Source organism: Ralstonia sp. A12 (assembly GCF_000801955.1).
In the GTDB taxonomy this organism is placed as follows: domain Bacteria; phylum Pseudomonadota; class Gammaproteobacteria; order Burkholderiales; family Burkholderiaceae; genus Ralstonia.
This window is the reverse complement of record NZ_JSZO01000002.1, coordinates 157,980-179,168: the sequence shown is the minus strand read 5'-3', so window position 1 is coordinate 179,168 and position 21,189 is coordinate 157,980. Positions and strand designations below refer to the sequence as shown.

Annotated in this window: 14 protein-coding genes; 10 read left to right on the top strand and 4 right to left on the bottom strand. The window is 64.1% G+C overall.

Annotated features, from left to right (window positions below):
• Positions 1-5 precede the first annotated feature (5 nt).
• The 4 genes from ctaD to PI87_RS05160 are packed head-to-tail and all read left to right on the top strand — an operon-like array spanning position 6 to position 3,449.
• On the top strand, positions 6-1,775 hold the full coding sequence (gene ctaD / locus PI87_RS05175; protein WP_039596620.1) for a cytochrome c oxidase subunit I: 1,770 nt from the start codon (positions 6-8) through the stop codon (positions 1,773-1,775).
• Complete coding sequence (locus tag PI87_RS05170) at positions 1,772-2,404, top strand: cytochrome c oxidase subunit 3 (protein ID WP_039596619.1); 633 nt, start codon at positions 1,772-1,774, stop codon at positions 2,402-2,404. Before ctaD ends, PI87_RS05170 begins: the two co-directional genes overlap by 4 nt.
• Positions 2,401-3,093, top strand: coding sequence for a heme-copper oxidase subunit III family protein (locus PI87_RS05165; protein ID WP_039596618.1), 693 nt, complete (start codon positions 2,401-2,403; stop codon positions 3,091-3,093). Before PI87_RS05170 ends, PI87_RS05165 begins: the two co-directional genes overlap by 4 nt.
• Positions 3,094-3,101: 8 nt before the next feature.
• The gene (locus PI87_RS05160; protein WP_442965456.1) at positions 3,102-3,449 is read left to right on the top strand and encodes a cytochrome C oxidase subunit IV family protein; all 348 of its coding nucleotides are present in this window, start codon (positions 3,102-3,104) and stop codon (positions 3,447-3,449) included.
• A 94-nt stretch (positions 3,450-3,543) separates the two neighbouring features.
• On the opposite strand, the gene PI87_RS05155 is transcribed toward PI87_RS05160, so the two are convergent.
• Positions 3,544-6,960 (bottom strand): InlB B-repeat-containing protein, encoded by a 3,417-nt coding sequence (locus PI87_RS05155; RefSeq protein ID WP_039596617.1) that lies wholly within the window; start codon positions 6,958-6,960, stop codon positions 3,544-3,546.
• Positions 6,961-7,826: 866 nt separating this feature from the next.
• On the opposite strand from PI87_RS05155, the gene PI87_RS05150 reads away from it, so the two are divergent.
• Complete coding sequence (locus tag PI87_RS05150; RefSeq protein ID WP_052321403.1) at positions 7,827-9,149, top strand: MFS transporter; 1,323 nt, start codon at positions 7,827-7,829, stop codon at positions 9,147-9,149.
• A gap of 97 nt (positions 9,150-9,246) precedes the next feature.
• On the opposite strand, the gene PI87_RS05145 is transcribed toward PI87_RS05150, so the two are convergent.
• Positions 9,247-10,521 carry a cystathionine gamma-synthase family protein gene (locus PI87_RS05145; protein WP_442965455.1) on the bottom strand — a complete coding sequence of 425 codons (1,275 nt, stop codon included), beginning with the start codon at positions 10,519-10,521 and terminating at the stop codon, positions 9,247-9,249.
• A gap of 270 nt (positions 10,522-10,791) precedes the next feature.
• Between PI87_RS05145 and PI87_RS05140 the strand changes: the two genes are divergently transcribed.
• The 3 genes from PI87_RS05140 to PI87_RS05130 are packed head-to-tail and all read left to right on the top strand — an operon-like array spanning position 10,792 to position 16,737.
• Positions 10,792-13,998: an efflux RND transporter permease subunit gene (locus tag PI87_RS05140; RefSeq protein ID WP_039596615.1), complete on the top strand. Its 3,207-nt coding sequence runs from the start codon at positions 10,792-10,794 to the stop codon at positions 13,996-13,998.
• The gene (locus tag PI87_RS05135; RefSeq protein WP_039596614.1) at positions 13,991-15,295 is read left to right on the top strand and encodes an efflux RND transporter periplasmic adaptor subunit; all 1,305 of its coding nucleotides are present in this window, start codon (positions 13,991-13,993) and stop codon (positions 15,293-15,295) included. The genes PI87_RS05140 and PI87_RS05135 overlap by 8 nt, the downstream gene beginning before the upstream one ends.
• Positions 15,292-16,737 carry an efflux transporter outer membrane subunit gene (locus PI87_RS05130; RefSeq protein ID WP_039596613.1) on the top strand — a complete coding sequence of 482 codons (1,446 nt, stop codon included), beginning with the start codon at positions 15,292-15,294 and terminating at the stop codon, positions 16,735-16,737. The genes PI87_RS05135 and PI87_RS05130 overlap by 4 nt, the downstream gene beginning before the upstream one ends.
• 8 nt (positions 16,738-16,745) lie before the next feature.
• On the opposite strand, the gene PI87_RS05125 is transcribed toward PI87_RS05130, so the two are convergent.
• On the bottom strand, positions 16,746-17,675 hold the full coding sequence (locus PI87_RS05125) for a hypothetical protein (protein WP_039596612.1): 930 nt from the start codon (positions 17,673-17,675) through the stop codon (positions 16,746-16,748).
• A 384-nt stretch (positions 17,676-18,059) separates the two neighbouring features.
• Here PI87_RS05125 and PI87_RS05120 point away from each other — a divergent pair, with 384 nt between their 5' ends.
• Both PI87_RS05120 and PI87_RS05115 read left to right on the top strand, forming a co-directional pair.
• Entirely contained in the window at positions 18,060-18,422 is a 363-nt protein-coding gene (locus PI87_RS05120) for a RidA family protein (protein ID WP_039596611.1), read from the top strand.
• A gap of 21 nt (positions 18,423-18,443) precedes the next feature.
• Entirely contained in the window at positions 18,444-19,697 is a 1,254-nt protein-coding gene (locus PI87_RS05115) for an NAD(P)/FAD-dependent oxidoreductase (RefSeq protein ID WP_039596610.1), read from the top strand.
• A 6-nt stretch (positions 19,698-19,703) separates the two neighbouring features.
• On the opposite strand, the gene PI87_RS05110 is transcribed toward PI87_RS05115, so the two are convergent.
• Complete coding sequence (locus tag PI87_RS05110) at positions 19,704-21,185, bottom strand: NAD-dependent succinate-semialdehyde dehydrogenase (RefSeq protein WP_039596869.1); 1,482 nt, start codon at positions 21,183-21,185, stop codon at positions 19,704-19,706.
• Between the last annotated feature and the right edge of the window lie 4 nt (positions 21,186-21,189).

The following is a 21,189-nucleotide window of genomic DNA, read 5'->3' as shown; positions in this document are numbered from 1 at the left end:
ACTCCATGTCCTACGCACACACCGACCACGACCACGGCCCACAGAGCTTCTGGACACGCTACGTCTGGAGCCAGGACCACAAGGTCATCGCGGTGCAGTACTCGCTCACGGCCATCGCCATCGGGCTGGTGGGGCTCGTGTTGTCGAACCTGATGCGGTTACAGCTGGGCTTTCCGGGCAAGTTCGCCTTTATCGACGCCAACCACTACTACCAGTTCGTCACCATGCACGGGATGATCATGGTGATCTACCTGCTCACGGCGCTGTTCCTGGGCGGCTTCGGCAACTACCTGATCCCGCTGATGCTCGGCGCGCGCGACATGGTGTTCCCGTTCCTGAACATGCTCAGCTACTGGGTCTACCTGGTGGCGGTGCTGGTGCTGGTGGCAAGCTTTTTCGTGCCGGGTGGGCCGACCGGCGCGGGCTGGACGCTGTATCCGCCGCAAGCCATCCTGCCGGGCACACCGGGCACGGAATGGGGCATCGTGCTGATGCTGGTGTCGCTGGCGATCTTCATCGTTGCGGCCACCATGGGCGGGCTCAACTACGTAACGACCACGCTGCAGGCGCGCACGCGCGGCATGACGCTGATGCGCATGCCGTTGACTGTCTGGGGCATCTTCACGGCAACCGTGCTAGCGCTGTTGGCGTTTCCTGCACTGTTCGTGTCGGCCATCATGATGCTGCTCGACAAGACGCTGGGCACGAGCTTCTTCGTACCGGCGGTGGTGTCGATGGGGCAGCATCTCCAGCATGCCGGCGGCAGCCCGTTGCTGTTCCAGCACCTGTTCTGGTTCTTCGGGCACCCCGAGGTGTACATCGTTGCGCTGCCGGCCTTCGGCATCGTGTCAGACCTCATCAGCACGCACGCGCGCAAGAACATCTTCGGCTACAAGATGATGGTGTGGGCCATCATCATCATCGGCGTGCTGTCGTTCGTGGTGTGGGCGCACCACATGTTCGTGTCGGGCATGAATCCGTACTTCGGCTTCTTCTTTGCCACCACCACGCTCATCATTGCCATCCCGACGGCGCTCAAGGTCTACAACTGGGTGCTCACGCTGTGGCGTGGGGACATCCACCTGACCGTACCGATGCTGTTTGCCATCGGCTTCATCAGCACGTTCGTCATCGGCGGGTTGACGGGGCTCTTCCTCGGCAACGTGAGCGTGGACATTCCGCTCTCCAACACGTACTTCGTGGTTGCGCACTTCCATATGGTGATGGGCGTGTCGCCGATCCTGGTGGTGTTTGGCGGCCTCTATCACTGGTATCCGAAGGTGACGGGCCGCATGCTGAACGACACGCTGGGCCGCGCGCATTTCTGGATCACCTTCATCGGCACCTACCTGATCTACTTCCCGATGCACTACCTGGGCGTGCTGGGCATGCCGCGCCGGTACTACGCGTATGAGGGCTACAGCTTCATCCCCCCATCTGCACAGACGCTGAATACGTTCATCACCATCATCGCGATCATCGTGGGCGTGGCGCAGTTGCTGTTTCTCTTCAACCTGGCGTGGAGCCTGGTGCGCGGCAAGCAGGCCGGCGGCAACCCGTGGCGCGCCACCACGCTCGAATGGCAGACCCCGCAAACGCCGCCCGTGCACGGCAACTGGGGGCCGACGCTGCCGGTGGTCTATCGCTGGGCGTATGAGTACAGCCCGCCTGATCGCACGGAAGACTTCGTGCCGCAGAACGAGCCGCCTTCCGGTGCACCTGGTGCGCCTGAAACGGAAGCCGACATCCTCCACGCTGGCGGGGTGCGCGCATGACGACCCTGCCCCGCCACTTCGTTCCTGATGCTCCACCTGTTCTACCAAGCGCTGGCCAGAATGTGGGAAAAACGGGCCTGCGCGTCTTCATGGGTGTGGTGACGGCGCTGTTCTCGCTGCTGATCCTGGCCTATGCAATGCGCATGCGCGAACCCGATTGGATGCCCGTGCCCCACCCCGTGCTGTTGTGGTGGAACACCGGTGCACTCGCGTTGGCCAGCTTGGCGATGGAGCTGGCACGGCGCGCAGACGGACGCCGCACGATCTGGTTGTTGGCAGGCGGTGCACTCGCCGCACTGTTCGTCTTCGGCCAATGGACTGCGTGGCAGCAACTCTCGGCCAGCGGGCAAGGGGTTACAGTCAACCCATCCAACAGCTTCCTCTATGTCTTCACCGGCCTGCATGCCGCACACGTGATCGGCGGGCTCATCGTCTGGGCGGTGACAGTCGCACGCCTGCGCAGCAACGCTGCATTTGCCCAATACCGCACCCAGCGCGCCATCGCCCTGTGCACAACGTACTGGCACTTCCTGCTGGCCGTGTGGCTCGTGCTGCTGGCGGCGATGTGGTGGATCACCCCTGCGTTCGTCACCGCCGTCTGCGGGCCGTTGTATGGAGCCACGCCATGAGCACCCCCACGCTCCCGAGTGATTCTGCTGAAGCCTTGCCCGAGGGCTGGCACGGCATCGTCAACGACTGGTCGGCCGACCGCGAAGCCTTCAAGGTGCCGTGGGGAAAGGCCATGATGTGGATCTTCCTGCTGTCGGACACCTTCATCTTCAGCAGCTTCCTGATCGGCTACATGACGGTGCGCATGTCGACCACGGTGCCGTGGCCCGACACGGCCGAGGTGTTCGGCATGAAGATCGGCAGCGTAGAGGTGCCACTGCTGCTGATCGCCATCATGACCTTCGTGCTCATCAGCAGCAGCGGCACCATGGCAATGGCCGTCAACTTTGGCTACCGGCGCAACGCCAAACGTGCGGCCGCGCTCATGCTGGCCACTGCGCTGCTGGGCGCCAGCTTCGTCTGCCTGCAGGCGTTCGAGTGGACCAAGCTGATCGTGCTCGAAGGCGTGCGGCCGTGGGGCAACCCGCTGGGCGCCGCGCAGTTTGGTGCGTGCTTTTTCATGATTACCGGGTTCCATGGTTTTCACGTGACCTGCGGCGTGATCTATCTGCTGCTGATCGCGCGCAAGATCCGGCAGCCGGGCTTTGCCGAACACGGCAACTTCCAGATCGTCGAGATCGCGGGCCTGTACTGGCACTTCGTCGATCTCGTCTGGGTGTTCATCTTTGCGTTGTTCTATTTGTGGTGAGGCATGTCATGGACACGATAGACCACGGCGACCCATCTTCCACACCCGCTGCCCACGGCCAACAACACCCCATCGGCATCTACTTGAAGATCTGGGGCCTGCTGTTCGTGCTTAGCACGTTGTCGTACCTGGTGGATTACTTTCGCGTGGAGGGCCTGACGCGCTGGATCCTCATCGTCGTGCTGATGATCGCCAAGGCGGGGCTGATTGTGTCGGTGTTCATGCACATGGTGTGGGAGCGGCTGGCGCTGGTATACGCCATCCTGATCCCGCCCCTGTGCCTGCTAGTGTTGATGGTGCTGATGGCCGCGGAGGCGCATCACACCTTTGGCATGCGCACCCTCTTCTTCCACTGAGCCCGCCGCTCCCTCCAGAAAGAGCGCCCCGCAGCAACGTCAGGATTGACTGCGGGGCGCCCATCGAAGCGCAACAAGGCCCGGCCACTTCACGCTATCGAATCACCATCAGGCGGACAATGCGACGCGACTTCTCCGCCGTGAGCACAGTGAGGGTCAAGCGGTCGTGCAAGGCACGTAGGATCAACTCACCGATCTCCTTTTCCCGGCTCTCGAAGACTTCACGGTCGCAGCAGTTGTCGAGAGCGAAGCCGACGAAGTCGCCAAAGCAGTCAAACATCACCTCGCTGACCTTGCCGGTGAATTCGTGCGGGTGGCCGGGCTGCGGTTGCACTGGGTGGTGATATCCGAGCAGGGATGGCGGGATGGCGCCCGCGTAGCCGCCCAGGCCGTCCACACGTCCGGCAATCTGGTCAATGAAGCGCAGCAGCACCGGATACCAGCGGTTGGTCTTGGGCAGCGCCTCCAGCCGCGCCTTGAGGATCGCGAGCGTGCTCTCCTCCGCAGGCAGCATCGCCTCGCGCGTGGAGACCGGAATCTTCACCTGGAAGGAGCCGACGATATAGCGCTCATAGGCCGGTGACGCCGCGACGAGAGCCCCGGGCTCGGGCACCTTGCTCGATTGCGGCGCGGCGGCAGGCTCGGGCAAGTCGATGTTGCTAGTGCCGCGCTGGACTGTCGAGACCTTTGCAATCTGCAATGCCGGCGTCGGCGGGTTCGGCACAGGATTGTTGTCTTGGCGCCGGCGTAGCGGGCGCTTGCCGATCCGACGGACCACGATGTTGAACTCCTCACCCGTGGTCACCGTCTGCGGCAGATCCACGGTGAACAGCCCCGCGAACGCCGGACCGGTGCCTTGCGGGATGGGCACGAACGTCACGCCCTTGATGGTCTTGCATTCAATCGTGTGGCCATCGAATGCGCTCAACGGGTGCACGCCGTACATCCAAGAAGCCAGCTTGACCACCTCGGCGCTCGATACTGCTGGCCAATAGATGCGGGCCGTGGATCCTTCCGGGATTTCGCCCCAGTCGATCATCAGCTCGTCGGTCCGGCCGGCTAGTGACCCCATCGTCAGTGGCGCGGCGCTCGGCCTCACTTCGAACGTCTGCGGGACCCGGTGCGCGGAGGCCGGACCAGGATTATCCGAGGTGGTGACCTGCATGTTGCGCTGGGCCAACTGGTCGCTGCTCTCAGGCGTCGGCACGCTCCCGCCGACAGTCTGGATCGGCGCCCCGGCGTAGGCGATCTGCGCGACCAGGCAGTGATGGGTGCCGCCCGGAAAGGCCTGCGAGACGGACACGCCGTTGACCTGTCGGCTGCTATCGTTCACGTCGAGGAAGCAGCCGAAATAGGCCCACTGAGAATCCCCCTGGGCAATGGTGATGGTGAGATTGTTCGCGCCAGTGTTGGTGAAGCCGCCGGTCGCGAACTCGGCGTCGGTGGCTGCGCCAAAGTTGGGCGCGGCGCTCGTCGCAAAGAAGGGAACGGTGTGGTTGTCGGCGGGTGCCTGAGGCCAGAGCGGATTGCCGCTGGCGTCGTTGTGACTGAGATAGGTTGACGTCGGGTCCCAACCAGTGTCGGCGCTTTGCGTGCCCCAGATTCGGAAGAACACCTTGACGCCCGTTGCTGCGCCAGCCGACCCCTGCGAGCCCTTCAGCCGCACGCGTGCCAGGGCGAAGCTGTAGTTGTTGTATGTGTTGGCACCAATCGTCGTGAAGGGCGTGACCGACGAGTCGGCGTTGAATTCGCTCTGCTGCTGAGGAATCACGTTACTGCCGGGTAGGAACGGATCGATGCCGGAGGGATTGCCATAGTTCTGATTCAAGTACACCAGAAGCGCCTGGACATAGGTGTAAGCGCCGGAAAAATCAAAGGCGCCGCCTACGCTGTTCTCGACAAACTGCGGCCCGCCCGGGACAGGGGTTTGCTGCCCCGGTGCCCCGGGCGTCGCGGTAAAGACTCTGAGGTCTTCGCTCAACCAGGGGACGGTGAGCTTGGACGGATCGGTCGGGTCCTGCACGACATTGGTGAAGTACGGATCAGCCCCCGCGAGGAAGAAGAATTCCGTCGCGGCAGGAAACGCCGTGCCCAACACATTGATCGACGATGTGACCGCCGCTGCTGTCTCGCCAGTCGCCGGAAAGCCACCGAGTGGGTTGGCGAAGCGGATGTCGAAGGCAAACAGAATCTGCTGGGGCGCCTTGAGATTGGTGCTCGAGTAATAGATGGCGGGCGGTGTTGTCGAGACCACGGAGGTCACACCACCAAAAGCGATGGCCGGTAGGCTGGGTGAGGCCCCCTGCAAGATGTCGCGGCTGAAGCCGTCAAGCGCCAAGTAGATGCCGTCGGGGTAGGTTCCCCCGTTTCCGATGATGTCGTTGATCTCGTCGTGGCCCCAGGTGTTCTTGGCGCCGACAAAGCTCAGCGTGCCCAGTGGCCAGGGGTCGTCGCGGTTCGCCCCACCAATGGCGGAGACTTGATTGGGCGGGAAGGCTGCGGCAAGCAGGCTCGCGAAGTACGGGAACGGATCGGAGCTGTCGCCGGTCAGGTTGCGGTAGACGCCGCGCAGGCACGAGCCGCCGATCAGGTTGTTGCTCGAATCGAGGCCGGGCGCTGCCGCGATGATGGCCGGAATCGAAAAGCCGAGTTGATGGAAGAGATAGTAAAGAAAGAGCAGCGAGCAGCCCGTCCCGGGGCCATTCCCGGCGAACGGTTCGGTGTTGTTGATCCAGTCGGCGCGCGCTCCGTAGTGGTTGGTTCCATCGAACTCGGTCGACGCTGGATTGCTGGCCGGCAGCGACGTGTTGAGCCAACCGGCGCAGCTACCCGTCGAGATCAGGCTTGTGTCACCAATGCTGATCTGGAACTGCACCAGCAGGAACAGCGAGAGCGCCTCACCGCAGCTCTCCTCGTCGCCCACGCCGTTGGAATAGCCCCAGCCCTTGTGCTGGGCGGCCATGAACATCTCGACGACCTCGGCGATGATCAGCTCACGCACGAAGTTCGCACCGCCGGTGCCGGGCTTCAGCGTCAGGGGCCACCAGCTCGCGCCGCCACCGAAAGACGTGACAAGCGTCGGGATGGGCAAGGTGCCTGGGGTCACGCCAGCGAACTGGGTCTGCATCCAGTTGTAGTCGCTTTCGCAACCGGCGATCACCGAGTTGGTACGGGCGGGCTCGACGCCACCCGGGCCGCCGAGCTTTTCTTCATACGCAAACGTGTAGTGGGTGGTAACACCACCACCCGTTAAGCCAGTGGTGATGGCCCAGATGGCGTAGAGCGTCAGGTCACCCGGTTGATTGGGGAAGGCGAAGCTCGAATCCGCGATGCCGCCGTGATACGTCCCACTCCCGTCAGCGGCGGTATTCCAGTAGAGGAAGGTCGCGCCGCTGCGAACCAAGGCTCCTGGGGCGGCCACCGTGACAGTGGCGCCGGCGGCGTAGTTGGTAGCATCGACGGGGACGGCCCCTCCGGTCGAGCCGTTCCCGTTGTACACAACGTTTGGCATTGCTTTCCCCCCTGGCGACTCTGGCAACTAGCAGATCAAGTGGATCGCGCAACCCTGCGAGCGCCGTTTGTCACGACGGAGGCGCGGTGCTTTCATCACACTGATAGGGGTATCAGCCAAAAAAAGCTGATACCTGTTGTTTTTATATTTGCAATATTCCTGACTTAAAACCCGCAGGACACTTTCTCTTCAGTTGCACATCCTAGGAGGTTGCCGAAAAACATGGCCTGAAAGATTCTTACTTCTTATTTATTTTTTATTGATTACGACGCATGCCGCACTTCCAAACGATTGCAATAGGCGACGCAATCGTTGCCTATGTCGAAACACCGTTGATCTCAATGAGACATCACCATTCTTTGCCTTGAAATCGGAGTCTCACGGTTATGACCACCTGCGAAGATGTAAATAAAAACCGGACACGGAATACGCCGCAGCATCTCCGCTGGCCATGGTTCTTTTATGAATAGACTGTTTAATTATTGCGCTGACACGAAGTGAGGACAGCCATGGGTATACGCCACCGACAAATAGGCCATTCAATCGGCGATTTTTCCAATACCATCAGATCGTGGGTTGATTCAATGGCATTGGTACCGGACCAATAATACGAAGAGGGGGTCAGCCCCGACGACACCTGATTTTCGAAGGATTTCAAATCTGCCCGTAAAACGCTTGCACAAGCCCAGCGTGTTTATCGTCCAGCGCGCCGTAAGCGTTGCACCGGATCGCAGCGCAGCAATGTAAGGATTGATTGCATCTCACACCGCCGTACAGGCATTCCTAGCAACATCTCCTGATCGGGGCGGCACAAGCCTCGCTGCGAGCGCCCTACGTGGCGCGTCGCCACAACTCAGGAGACAGACATGGACAAAGCGTTAACGCGGACCGACCTGTGCGACAACGCGCAGCCCAATGACGATGCACTCTTTGCCAAGGTCAGTTGGCACCTCTTGCCACTGCTGATCACCTGCTACGTCATTGCCTACTTGGACCGCATCAACATCGGCTTTGCGCAGTTGCAGATGAAGCAATCGTTGCCGTTTAGCGATGCGGTGTATGCGGCGGGCGCGGGTATTTTCTTCGTCGGCTATTTCCTTTTTGAAGTGCCCAGCAACCTGATCCTGGAAAAGATCGGTGCGCGCAAGACACTGCTGCGCATCATGGTGTGCTGGGGGCTGTGCGCGGCAGCCATGATGTTCGTGCAGACACCCATGCAGTTCTATGCGCTGCGCTTTGCGCTGGGCGCGTTCGAGGCGGGGTTCTTTCCGGGCGTGATTCTGTACCTGACGTACTGGTACCCCAGCAGCCGGCGCGCCAAGGCCATCTCCATCTTCATGGTCGCCCTGCCGATTGCGGGCATCATCGCCGGGCCGGCCTCGGGCTGGCTCATGAAGTTCATGAACGGCGTGCTCGGCCTGCATGGCTGGCAGTGGCTGTTCGTGGTGCACGGGCTGCCGGCGCCACTGCTTGGCATCGTGGTGTACTTCACGCTCAAAGATCGCCCCGAAGACGCCACCTGGCTCACGCAAGGCGAAAAGCACACGCTGCGCCGTCTGCTGAGCCAGGACAGCGCACACGCGGGCCATGGTCATGGCGCACTGGGTGCGCTGTTGCGTGACCCGAAGGTCTATCTGCTCTCGCTCACGTACTTTCTGTTTCTGGGTGCGAGCTACGCGGTGGTGTTCTGGACGCCGACGCTCATCAGGAGCTGGGGTGTGGCGGATGTGTTTGTGGTCGGGCTGCTGGCGGGCATCCCAGCGGTGGTGGGTGCGATCAGCATGGTGGTGGTTGGCCGGAGCTCCGACCGCCACCAGGAGCGCCGCCGGCATTTTCTGTGCATGGCCGTGCTGGCCGCGCTGGGGCTGTTTCTGACGATTTTCGCCAAGGGCCACCTGGTGTGGTCCATCGTGGCGTTGGCGGTCGTGGCGGTGGGTAAGTCGTCCACCACGCCGCTCTTCTTTACCGCCGTGAGTGAGTACATTCCGCGCAAGACGGCGGCCGGCGGCATCGCCCTCATCAGCAGCCTGGGGAACCTCGGGCCGTCCATCATGCCGTCGGTCACGACATGGATCACGAGTACGACGGGCTCCCCAGTGCCGGGGCTGACGTTCGTGATGGGCTTGTACCTCTGTGCCGGCGCCCTGCTGATGTGCGTGGTGCGGCGTGGGCCAAATCACCCCGCCTGAGTCCGCCGTGCAGTCAAACACCTTTGCCGACACCCAATGAAAAGGCCCGCCCACTGCAGGAGTGGGCGGGCCGAAAAACAGAAACCGAACCGTCGATTTAGCTGACTGTCGTCGAATCCAGCGCCTGCGTGAAGTCGGCCAGCAGGTCGGCCTCATCCTCAATACCAACCGACACGCGCACCAGCGAATCGGCAATGCCCATCGAGGCGCGGCGCTCGGCGCCCATTTCCCAGTAGATGGTCGGCGCAACGGGAATCACCAGCGTGCGCGTGTCGCCCAGGTGGGTGGCGCGTACGGCGTAGCGCAGGTGGTTGAGCATGTCGACATAGTCCGCGCCTTCCACCAGCTCGAAGCTCAGCAGGCCGCCGTAGTGGCGGAACAGCTCGGTGGCGCGAGCGTGTTCGGGGTGCTCGGGCAGGCCGGGGTAGTACACGCGCGCCACCTTCGGGTGTGCCGCCAGCGTGCGGGCCAGCGCCAGCGCGTTGCTGCAGGTACGGTCCACGCGCAGGGCCATCGTTTCGGCGCCCACGGCAATGCGGTGTGCGGCATCAGCGATGAGCGTAGCGCCCTGGTCGCGCAGGCCCTTCTTGCGGATCTGCTGGATGCCCTGCATTTCCGGCTTGGCCTTGCGATAGGCCGGGAAGATGTTCGGATACGTCGTCCAGTCGAACAGGCCGGTGTCGACCACCGCGCCGCCCAGCGCGTTGCCGTGCCCGCCGATGTACTTGGACAGCGAATGCACCACGAGGCTCGCCTGCGCATCACGGCCGCGGAACAGCCACGGCGAGGTCATCGTGCTGTCGATCACGTACAGCAGGCCACGCGCTTTGCAGATGTCGCCGATGCCCTTGAGGTCAGCCACCTGCGTGCGCGGGTTGGCGATGGTCTCCACAAAGACGAGGCGCGTGTTCGGCTGCACGGCATCCGCCACGGCCTGTGCCGAGGTGGCATCAACAAACGTCACCTCCACGCCCATGTGGCGCAGCGTCTCGAACACGCTGTTGGTGTTGCCGAACAGGAAGGCGCTGGAGACCACGTGATCGCCCGCGCGCAGCATGGTCGAAAACACTGCGACGATACCGGCCATGCCAGTGGCGAAGCACGCAGTGGCCAGACCGTCTTCCATCATCGTGATCTTGGCTTCCAGCGCCGCCGTGGTCGGGTTGCCCTGGCGCGCGTAGGTATAGCCGGGCTTGCCCTGGAACACGTCGATCAGCTCGCGCGTGTCCGTATAGCCATACGTGGTGGACGTATGCAGGGGCTTGTGGACGGCATAGTGCTCAGAGCCGGCTTCGCGGTCGGCGTGCAGGAGGGCGGTGGTCAATCCGGTCATGGCGGGCGGGGGCGAAAGAAATGCGGGAAAGCTTGGCATTATCGCGCGATTTGGGGCGCACCTGCGGCGACGCAGCACGTGATGTCGGGTATGGCGCCAAAAGCCGCGCGGCATCTGCGGCTTGCCGCGCATGTCTGCCAAGGCCCTTAAGTTGCCCGGGCAGCCGCCGTTATGCACTGTAATAATGTCTGATCATCAAAACATTCTGATCGAACAGTCCCGGCGCTAGAATTGTTGGTCGCTGCCCGCTCGGGTCTTCCTCGAACAGTCGTCGCCCCCGTCAACGCTTCGCGGTTCTGAAACGCTTCCATGTGGATTGTCCAACTCGCGCTGCGAAGGCCGCTGACGTTCATCGTCCTTGCGCTGCTGATCCTGCTGGCAACGCCGTTTACGCTCATGCGTACGCCAACGGACATCTTTCCGGAAATCGACATTCCGGTCGCCAGCATCATCTGGAGCTACAACGGCCTGCCCGCCAAGGAGATGGCCGATCGCATCGTCTCCGTGACGGAGCGCAGCCTCACCACCACCGTCAACGACATCGAGCACATCGAGTCGCAGTCGCTGGGCGGCATCTCCATCATCAAGGTCTTCTTCCAGCCCAACGCCAACATCCAGACGGCGCTGGCGCAGATCGTGGCGAGCACGCAGGCGCAGGTGCGCCAGCTGCCGCCGGGCACCACGCCGCCGCTGGTGATCAAGTATTCGGCGTCGAGCATTCCGATCCTGCAATTGGGGCTGTCGTCCAACACCCTGTCGGAGCAGGAACTCAATGACACGGCGCTGAACTTCCTGCGCCCGCGCCTGATTACCGTGCCGGGCATTGCCGTGCCATTTCCGTACGGCGGCAAGAGCCGGCAGATCACGGTCGATCTCGATACGCAGAAGCTGCTGGCACAGGGCCTCTCGCCCGTGGACATCGTCAACGCGGTGGGCGCGCAAAACCTGATCCTGCCGGCCGGCACACAGAAGATCGACGCCACGGAATACGGCGTCACGCTCAACGGCACACCGGGCAGCATCGCGGCGCTCAACGCCATTCCGGTCAAGACCAGCAACGGCGCAACGCTCTACCTTGGCGACGTGGCCAACGTGCGCGATGGATTCTCGCCGCAGACCAACGTGGTGCGCCAGGACGGCCAGCGCGGCGTGCTGCTCTCCATTCTCAAGAATGGCGGCGCATCCACGCTGGATATCGTCAACAACATCTACAAGCTGCTGCCCGCGGCGGAGGCGGCCCTGCCGCAAGACCTGAAGATCACGCCGCTGTTTGACCAGTCGCTGTTCGTGAAGGCCGCCATCGAGGGCGTGATTCGCGAGGCGCTGATCGCCGCGTGTCTGACGGCCGCCATGATCCTGCTGTTCCTCGGCAACTGGCGCAGCACGGCCATCATTGCGGTGTCGATTCCGCTGTCGATCCTGTCGTCGATCATCGTGCTGCACCTGATTGGCGAGACCATCAACCTGATGACGCTGGGCGGCCTGGCACTGGCGGTGGGGATCTTGGTGGACGACGCCACCGTCACCATCGAGAACATCGAGCGCCACTTGCACGAGGGCAAAGACCCGATCACGGCCATTCTGGATGGTGCGGCCGAGATTGCCGTGCCGGCCTTCGTGTCCACGATCTGTATCTGCATCGTGTTCGTGCCGATGTTCTTCCTCACTGGCGTGGCGCGTTACCTGTTCGTGCCGATGGCCGAAGCGGTGATCTTCGCGATGCTGGCGTCGTACGTGCTCTCGCGCACGCTGGTGCCGACGCTGGTGATGATGCTGATGACCGGCCACACGCAAGACACCAAGAAGCCCGACGCCAAACCGAGCACCTTCAGCCGCATCTACAAGGGGTTCAACGCGCAGTTCGAGCACATGCGCGGCAACTACGCGGCCATCCTCGGCGGGCTGCTGGAGCGCCGCCGCGCGTTTGCGCTGTCGTTCCTTGGCTTTTGTGTGGCGTCGTGCGCGCTGTACCTGGTGCTGGGGCGCGACTTCTTCCCCGATGTGGATGCAGGGCAGATCCGCCTGCACATGCGTGCACCGTCCGGCCTGCGCATTGAAGAAACTGCGCGCTTGGCCGACGAGGTGGAAGCTGCCATCCGCGAGATCATCCCCAAAAACGAGCTGACCACCATCCTCGACAACCTGGGCGTGCCGAACTCGGGCATCAACCTGTCGTACAGCAACGCCGGCACGATCGGCACGCTGGATGGCGAAATCCTGATCGCCCTGCGCGAGGGTGAACGCAAACCCAGTGCCGTCTATGTCAGCCGCCTGCGTGAAGAACTGCCCAAGCGTTTTCCCGGCGTGGAGTTTGCCTTCCAGCCGGCGGACATCGTCAGCCAGATCCTGAACTTCGGTCTGCCCTCGGCGATCGACGTGCAGTTCTCGGGCGCGGATGTGGCGACCAATCAGCAGTTGGCCGGCATTCTGGCCAACCGCATCAAGCAGATTCCGGGCGCGGTGGATACGCACGTGCACCAGCGCTTCGACCAGCCCACGCTGGCGCTGAACATGGACCGCACCCGCATCCAGCAGGTCGGCCTGGAAGGGCGTGACGTGGCGCAGAACCTGCTCGTGTCGCTCAGCTCCAGCTTCCAGACCTCGCCCACGTTCTGGCTCAACCCGATCAACGGTGTGGTGTATCAGGTGGCCGTCACGAGCCCGCAATACCGCGTGGATTCGCTCGATGCGCTGCTGCGCACGCCGGTAGCAGGCTCGCGCGGGGGTACCGCGCAGGCTGGCGGCCCGCAACTGCTGGGCAACCTCGTGCAGGTAAGCCCCGGCGTGCAACCGCAGGTGGTCTCGCACTACGACATCACGCCGGTGGTGGATGTGTACGCGTCCGTGCAAGGCCGCGACCTGGGCGCCGTCGCCAAGGAAGTCCAGAAGGCCGTCGACGATATCCGCCCCAAGCTGCCGCGCGGCGCACAGGTGACCATCCGCGGCCAGGTGCAGACGATGGAGTCGTCCTTCGTGGGCCTGGGCGTCGGACTGGTGATGGCCATCGTGCTGGTCTACCTGCTGATCGTGGTGAACTTCCAGTCGTGGATCGACCCGCTCATCATCGTGACCGCCCTGCCGGCGGCGCTGGCGGGCATTGCGTGGATGCTGTTCGTGACGGGCACGACGCTGTCGGTGCCGTCGCTCACGGGCGCGATCATGACGATGGGGGTGGCAACGGCCAACTCGATTCTGCTGATCTCATTTGCACGCGAGCGGTTGGCAGAAGGCATTGCCCCGGTGCAGGCCGCGCTGGAAGCCGGCGCCACCCGCCTGCGCCCGGTGCTGATGACTGCCTTGGCGATGATTATCGGCATGGTGCCGATGGCGCTGGGCCTGGGCGAAGGCGCAGAACAAAACGCGCCGCTGGGCCGCGCGGTGATCGGTGGCCTGCTGTTTGCGACCGTATCGACACTCTTCTTTGTTCCGGTGGTGTTTGCCAGCGTGCACAACAGATTGCAGCGGCGCGCCGCACGGCGTGGTACTGACTTACGGGGAAGCGAAGGACATGTCTGAGCAAGTATCGGGAACCCCTTCCGGACACCATTCCGGACACATGGCCGACGGCCCGCCGCATCACGTCGTCACCGTTGATCCGATCGAGCAAGTGGACCGCGGCCGCGCCATGCGACGTGCGCGCTGGGTCGTCATTGTCGTGGCAGTGCTGCTGGCGCTGGGCGCTGCACGCACGCTGGTCGGCCGCTACTACAACGCGCACGCACTGGAGCGCCAAGTGGCTGCGCAAACCAGCCGCTACGTCAATACCACCGCGCCCAAACCCGCCAACGCCAGCCGCGATCTGACGCTGCCCGGCACACTCCAGGGCTTTGTGGAGTCACCCATCTATGCACGCACCAACGGCTATGTGCTGCGCTGGTTCAAGGACATCGGCGCGCATGTCGACAAAGGTGAAGTGCTGGCCCTGCTCGACACGCCGGAAGTGGACCAGGAACTGAACCAGGCCCAGGCCGCACGCAACCAGGCCGCCGCACGCCGCTCACTGGCACAGACATCGCTCACGCGCTGGCAGAACCTGCGCCAGAAAGACGCCGTCTCGCAACAAGAGTTGGATGAACGCACCAGCGCCGCCAACCAGGCCCAGGCCGACCTGGCCGCCGCTGAAGCCAACGTGCGCCGCCTGCAGGAGCTGCAAGGCTTCCGCCGTGTGGTGGCACCGTTTGCAGGTGTCGTCACCAAGCGCAATGTCGATGTGGGCGCGCTGGTCAACGCCGGAAACGCCGGTGCCAACCGCGAGCTGTTCACGCTGGCGCAGACCGACCCGCTGCGCATCTACCTGTACGTACCGCAGGCGTATTCGCAGCAGGTAAAGGTCGGCCAGGACGTGGCCGTCACGCTGGCCGAAATGCCGGGGCAGACCTTCCACGGCACCATCGCGCGCGCTTCCGGCGCCATTGATACGGCCACGCGCACCATGCAGGTCGAGGTGCAGTTGCCCAACAAGGATGGTCGCCTGATGCCCGGCGCGTATGTGCAGGTGGCGGTTGCCGGCAAGACCGGGGCGGCTGGCGATGCGCCGACGTCGTTCATCGTGCCGACCAACACGCTGCTGTTCCGCAAGGAAGGCCCGCGCATTGCGGTGGCGGAGAACGGCCGCGTGGACCTGCGCCCAGTCAACATTGGCCGCGATTTCGGCCGCACGGTGGAGATCCTTTCCGGCCTGAAGCACGACGATGCGCTGATCCTCAACCCGGCCGATTCCATCGAACAGGGCGAGGCAGTGACCATCGTGAAGCCAGCGCCTGGTGCCGCTCCCGCCTCCTCGCCTGCGGCGTCCGCGCCGCGCGCATCATGACCACACTGCGTCCAACAACGCCGGTAGCGGTGCTAGCCGCCCTGCTGGCAGGGTGCTCGCTGGCGCCGCACTACGAGCGCCCGGCCATGGACGTGCCCGCGCACTGGCAGACCGAAGCGCCCTGGCGCGCCGCGCAACCCGCCGACGCCGCACCCAAAGGCCCGTGGTGGCAGCACTTCAATGATCCGCAGCTCGACAAGCTGATCGATCAGGCCCTACGCGAGAACCAATCGCTCAAGGTGGCACTGACCAACCTGGAGCAAGCCCAGGCGCTCACACGTGTGGCGCGCGCCAGCCTGCTGCCCACCGTCACGGCCAGCAGCAACGATTCGCGCACGCGCACGTCCGCCTTCCGGCCGCTCGCGTCGTACAGCAGCCCGACCATGTCGACGGTGCAGAACGACCTGGTACTGCGCGCCGACGTGAGCTACGAAGCCGATCTGTTCGGCCGCGTGCGCAACACTGTTGCCAACGCCACAGCCAGCGAACAACAAGCCGCGGCCAACCTGGAAAACTTCCGCCTGCTGCTCACCGCGCAAGTGGCCACAACCTGGTACAACCTGCGCGAGACCGATGCGGAAATCGCCGTCGTGCAGGAAGGGCTTGCCCTGCAGCGCAAGGCGCTCGATTTCGTCACCTCACGGCATCAGGACGGCGTGGCATCTGGGCTGGATCTCGCGCAACAGCAAGCGCTGGTCGACAGCACCGCCACGCAGGCAGAACTGCTGACCAAACAGCGTGCGCAGTATGAGCATGCGCTGGCTACGCTGGTCGGCACGCCGGCCCCCGCTTTCCACATCGACCCCGTACCGCTGGCAGGGATGCCACCCGCGATTCCGGTAGCGCTGCCGTCCGACGTCATTGAACGCCGCCCCGACGTAGCCGCTGCCGAACGCGGTGCCGCCGCCGCCAACGCACAGGTGGGCGTAGCACGCGCTGCGTTCTTCCCCAGCGTGATGCTGGGCGGCGGCGCCGGCTGGGAAAGCCGTGATCTCGCGCTGCTGTTCAGTGCGCCCACGTTGCTGTGGTCATTCGGCACGCAGATCGCGCAGACGGTATTCGACGCCGGCCGCACAAGCGCGCGTGTGGACTTTGCCAACGCGGGTTACCAGGGCTCGATTGCCAACTATCGGCAAACGGTGCTGGGCGCGCTGCAGGAAGTGGAGGATGGATTGGCCGGGCTGCAATCACTCGACCGTGCCGCCACGCAGGCGCGCAACGCTGTGGAGAGTGCCCGCAAGGTCTACGACATCGCCAGCGTGCGGTATGAAGGCGGGCTGGCGACTTCGCTGGACGTGATCACCGCGCAGCAATCGCTGTTGAACAACCAGCGCACGGCCGTGCAGATCCTGGGGCAGCAACTGACGACCAGCGTGTTCCTCGTCAAGGCCGTGGGCGGCGACTGGACCCACCCCGCTACGCCGCCGACGGCCAAACAGTAGCGGTCGGATCAGGCGACGCGTTGCAGGAAGCGGGCGCCGGCAAACAGGCCCACCAACCAACACAGCGTCAGCGCTACGGTGACCCCGGCTTCGAGAAGCTCAGAGGCGTCACCGGGCACGCGCAGCGCCAGCGCAATCACCGCGGCCGCCAACAGACCCGCCGCGACAAGGCTGACGAGCAGCGCACCCAGGCCCGACGCAAGCGTGCGCACCAGCGGCGGATGCACATGTGCCGGCGGACACAGCACCGCCATGCGTGCACGCACGTAGGCGGCGGTGCGCGTGCTGTCGGTGGCATCGGCGTGATGGCGCATCACCTGCATCCACGTCTGCGTGTCCAGCACACCGGAACTCAGTTCCTGCGTCACGCGGCGCAACGCGGCGCGCTCGCGCGCGTGGTCAGTGGCGTCGGTGGGCGTGTCGTTCGGGTTAGGCTTGTCGAATACCGCCGGCGCTGCAGCCGGATCCATCGCTCGCACCTCGTGCCGGTAGGTCACGCGCACGCGGCGTGAACGGGCGAGATAGGCCACGGTTCCAATCGGTATCAGCATGTCCGACGCCAGCAACAGCAGCATCGGCAGACCGCCCATCGCATCGCCTGTTGTTTGCGCGGCCCACGTCTTGATCCCACCGCTCATGGCCAGCGCGGCCACCACCTGCAGCAGGCAGTACCCCAACCAAACCGGGGGAAACCAGCGCACGCGCAAAAACGCCATGACCACCAACCCGAATGGAAGAACCAGCCCCGGAAGCACCAGCAGCGGCTTGTCCGAGCCGCCGGCCATCTTCCCAAGCATCAGGACCGCGGCCACGCCCAGCACGATCACCAGCACCGGCAGCGTGTTCAACCACAACAGTGTCACCAGCCAACCCCGCACGCCATACAGCCGATGCGCTCGCGCGCGCGCTGCGGAGATTGCAATCCAACTTCCCTGCATGAAGTTCCCCCGTCCGGATCTGCAATGGTTTCGAGTGCCGTCAAGGCCGCAGTTTCCGGTTTTCCGGCGATTGTGTCATCGGGCAAAAAGCGCACGCTCCCCACAGGCGGGGGGAGATATTTAAATCTGCCTCACATATTCCGCAAACCCAATACCAGCATAGCTTTCCGCCAGAATCAAGTTTGCTTAAATCAGATTTTCAATAATCTTACTGTTGTACCGGACCGGTCTTTCTCGACAAATGCCCACGTGACCTGCTAGGCATGTCTGCCGCACATAGGGGGCGGATCATTTTGCATAGGGCAACCCGGCCGGCTGTACCGGACGCAACCCCGGCAAGCGCGCTACCATCGACAGTCTTTCCCCCTCACCCCCGACCCCAACATGTCCGACATCCAACGCTTCCACACCAACGCCCGCATGAGCCAGATCGTGATCGCCAACGGCATCGTGCATCTGGCCGGCCAAGTGCCCGACGCCGCGTTCGACTTCAAGCCGGTGACCGAGCAGACCAACAACATCCTCGCGCGCATCGACACGCTGCTGGCCGAAGCCGGTGTCGACAAGACGCGGCTGATCTCCGCCAACATCTGGCTGACCGACGCCAAGCACTTCGCCGAGCTGAACGCCGCGTGGGAAGCCTGGGTGCCGGCCGGCCACGCGCCCACGCGCGCCTGCGTGCAGTCGGGCCTGATGCGTCCGGGCATTGACGTGGAAATCGCCGTCACGGCACTGGCCAAGGGCTAAAGCGAGAAGGCTGGACACACCATGCGTTTTGACACCATCGTGCTGGGTGCCGGCATCGTCGGCGTATCGGTGGCGGTGCACCTGCAGCAGCGCGGGCGCGCCGTCGCCCTGGTTGATCGCCGGGCGCCGGGCTTTGAGACGTCGTTCGGCAATGCCGGGCTGATCCAGCGCGAGGGCGTCTATCCGTATGCCTTCCCGCGTGACCTGTCGACGCTGCTGCGCTACGCAAGCAATACGTCGGCAGACGTGCACTACCACCCGGGTGATCTGCCCAGGCTGCTGCCCTTTCTGTGGCGCTACTGGCGCAACTCGCATCCGAGCCGGCACGCCGCCATCGCACGGGCATATGCACCGCTCATCGCGCACAGCGTGAGCGAGCATCGCGCACTGGCTGAGGCTGCGGGCGCCACAGACCTGATCCGCCCGAGCGGCTGGATCAAGGTCTTCCGCAACGCGGCCACGCAGGATGAAGAAACCCGCGCCGTCGAGCGCTGGCAGCGCGAATACGGCGTCGCCTTTGAAACGCTGGACCCCGCACGCCTGCGCACGGTTGAGCCGCACCTGGACCCGTCGCTGCTGGGCGGCCTGCGCTATACGGAAGCCGATTCCGTAAGCGACCCCAATGCGCTGGTGACAGCGTATGCGAAGTATTTCGAGCTGATTGGCGGCCAGCTGTTTGAAGGCGATGCGAACTCGCTCACCAGCAATGCGCCGTGGCTTGTGCGCAGCAAGGCGGGCGAGCTGCGTGCGGACAACGTCGTCATCGCCATGGGCCCGTGGGCGGATGTGGTCACCTCGCGCCTGGGCTACAGCCTGCCGCTGGCCGTCAAGCGCGGCTACCACATGCACTACGCCCCCGCGCCGGGCACGCAGTTGAACCACCCGGTGCTCGATGCCGACGGCGGTTACGTCCTGGCCCCGATGGCACGCGGCATCCGCCTGACCACGGGCGCAGAACTCGCGCACCGCGATGCGCCGAAAACGCCCGTGCAGCTGGAAGCCGTCGAGCCTGTCGCGCGCAAGCTCTTCCCGCTGGCCGACCGTGCGGATGCCGAGCCGTGGATGGGCGCCCGCCCCTGTACGCCCGACATGCTGCCGATCATCGGGCAGGCGCCGCACCACCCGAGCATGTGGTTCGCATTCGGCCATGCCCACCACGGTCTGACGTTGGGCCCCATCACCGGGCGCTTAATTGCAGAAATGATGACGGGCGAGACACCCGCCGTGGATGTTCGCCCGTTCCGTGCCCAACGCTTCTGGGATGGCGCCCGCTAGCGCACGCTAGTTCAGCCCGCCCTGGCACAGGTACTTGATCGACAGGTAATCGTCGAGCCCGTACTTGGAGCCCTCGCGGCCGTAGCCCGATTCCTTCACGCCGCCAAAGGGCGCTGCCTCGCTGGCGAGCGCGCCTTCGTTGATGCCGACGATGCCCGCTTCCAGCGCGTGCGAAACACGCTCGATCCGGCGGACGTCCTGCGTGTAGAAGTACGAGGCCAACCCGAACGGTGTGTCGTTGGCGGCCTGCACGGCTTCGGCTTCATCAACAAAGCGGAACAGCGGCGCGACGGGGCCGAAGGTTTCTTCGCTGCACAGGGCCATACCATCGTTGGCGTCGGCCAGGACTGTGGGCGCGTAGAAGTGGTCACCAACTTCCAGCAGGCGCTTGCCGCCCGCGAGCACACGCGCGCCGTTGGCGACGGCGTCTTGCACGTGGCGTGCGATCTTGTCGACGGCGCGGGCGTTGATCATCGGGCCGATCTGCGCGTCGGGGTCGGTGGCGGGCGCAACTTTCAGCGCGGAAACCCGCTCGGCCAGCATGGCACCAAAGCGGTCGTACACGCCGGCCTGCACGTAGACGCGGTTCGGGCACACGCAAGTCTGACCACCGTTGCGGAACTTGGCCGCCAGCAGGCCGGTAATGGCCGCATCGAGGTCCGCGTCGTCAAACACGATGAACGGCGCGTTGCCGCCCAGCTCCAGCGACAGCTTCTTCAGCGTGCCCGCCGATTCACGAGCGAAGTATTTGCCGACCGGCGTGGAACCCGTGAAGGTGATCTTGCGCACGCGGCCGTCCTGCAGCCAGTCGCCCACGGCAGCGATACCGCGATCGCGCGAGGCGGAGATCATGTTCAGCACACCCGGCGGCAACCCGGCTTCCTGCGCGAGTTGTGCCAGGGCAAGCGCCGTGAGCGGCGTGTCTTCTGCCGGCTTGGCGACCACGGTGCAGCCCGCCGCCAGCGCCGGCGCGATCTTGCGCGCGATCATCGCCAGCGGAAAATTCCACGGCGTGATGGCGGCCACGATGCCCACCGGCTCCTTGATGGCGCTCATGCGCTTGCCGCGCTGCTGCTGCGGAATCAGGTCGCCATAGATGCGCGTGGCCTCGTCTGCAAACCAGGCGACGTAGGACGCGCCGTACATGACCTCGCCGCGCCCTTCAGCAAACGGCTTGCCCTGCTCCAGAGAAATCAGCCGCCCCAGCGCATCGGCATTGGCAACGATGGCCGCGTGCCAGCGGCGCAGGATGGCCGCGCGCTCTGCGGGCAGCGTGTCGCGCCATGCGGGGAAAGCACGTGCGGCCGCATCCGTAGCGGCTCGCGCATCGGCGGCGCTGCTGTCGGGCACCTGGGCGATGATGCTGCCGGTGGCTGGGTCGGTCACGGCAAAGCGTGCGCCGTCGGCACCGGCCACCCATTGACCGTCGATCAGGTTGTCGGAGCGGATCAGCCCGATCTGGCGGAGCTGGTCAAAAGTGAAAGCCATCGTC

Coding starts and splice junctions, on each gene's coding strand:
- ctaD (WP_039596620.1), top strand. CDS start 6: ATGTCCTACGCACACACCGACCACGACCACGGCCCACAGAGCTTCTGG.
- PI87_RS05170 (WP_039596619.1), top strand. CDS start 1,772: ATGACGACCCTGCCCCGCCACTTCGTTCCTGATGCTCCACCTGTTCTA.
- PI87_RS05165 (WP_039596618.1), top strand. CDS start 2,401: ATGAGCACCCCCACGCTCCCGAGTGATTCTGCTGAAGCCTTGCCCGAG.
- PI87_RS05160 (WP_442965456.1), top strand. CDS start 3,102: ATGGACACGATAGACCACGGCGACCCATCTTCCACACCCGCTGCCCAC.
- PI87_RS05155 (WP_039596617.1), bottom strand. CDS start 6,960: ATGCCAAACGTTGTGTACAACGGGAACGGCTCGACCGGAGGGGCCGTC.
- PI87_RS05150 (WP_052321403.1), top strand. CDS start 7,827: ATGGACAAAGCGTTAACGCGGACCGACCTGTGCGACAACGCGCAGCCC.
- PI87_RS05145 (WP_442965455.1), bottom strand. CDS start 10,521: ATGCCAAGCTTTCCCGCATTTCTTTCGCCCCCGCCCGCCATGACCGGA.
- PI87_RS05140 (WP_039596615.1), top strand. CDS start 10,792: ATGTGGATTGTCCAACTCGCGCTGCGAAGGCCGCTGACGTTCATCGTC.
- PI87_RS05135 (WP_039596614.1), top strand. CDS start 13,991: ATGTCTGAGCAAGTATCGGGAACCCCTTCCGGACACCATTCCGGACAC.
- PI87_RS05130 (WP_039596613.1), top strand. CDS start 15,292: ATGACCACACTGCGTCCAACAACGCCGGTAGCGGTGCTAGCCGCCCTG.
- PI87_RS05125 (WP_039596612.1), bottom strand. CDS start 17,675: ATGCAGGGAAGTTGGATTGCAATCTCCGCAGCGCGCGCGCGAGCGCAT.
- PI87_RS05120 (WP_039596611.1), top strand. CDS start 18,060: ATGTCCGACATCCAACGCTTCCACACCAACGCCCGCATGAGCCAGATC.
- PI87_RS05115 (WP_039596610.1), top strand. CDS start 18,444: ATGCGTTTTGACACCATCGTGCTGGGTGCCGGCATCGTCGGCGTATCG.
- PI87_RS05110 (WP_039596869.1), bottom strand. CDS start 21,185: ATGGCTTTCACTTTTGACCAGCTCCGCCAGATCGGGCTGATCCGCTCC.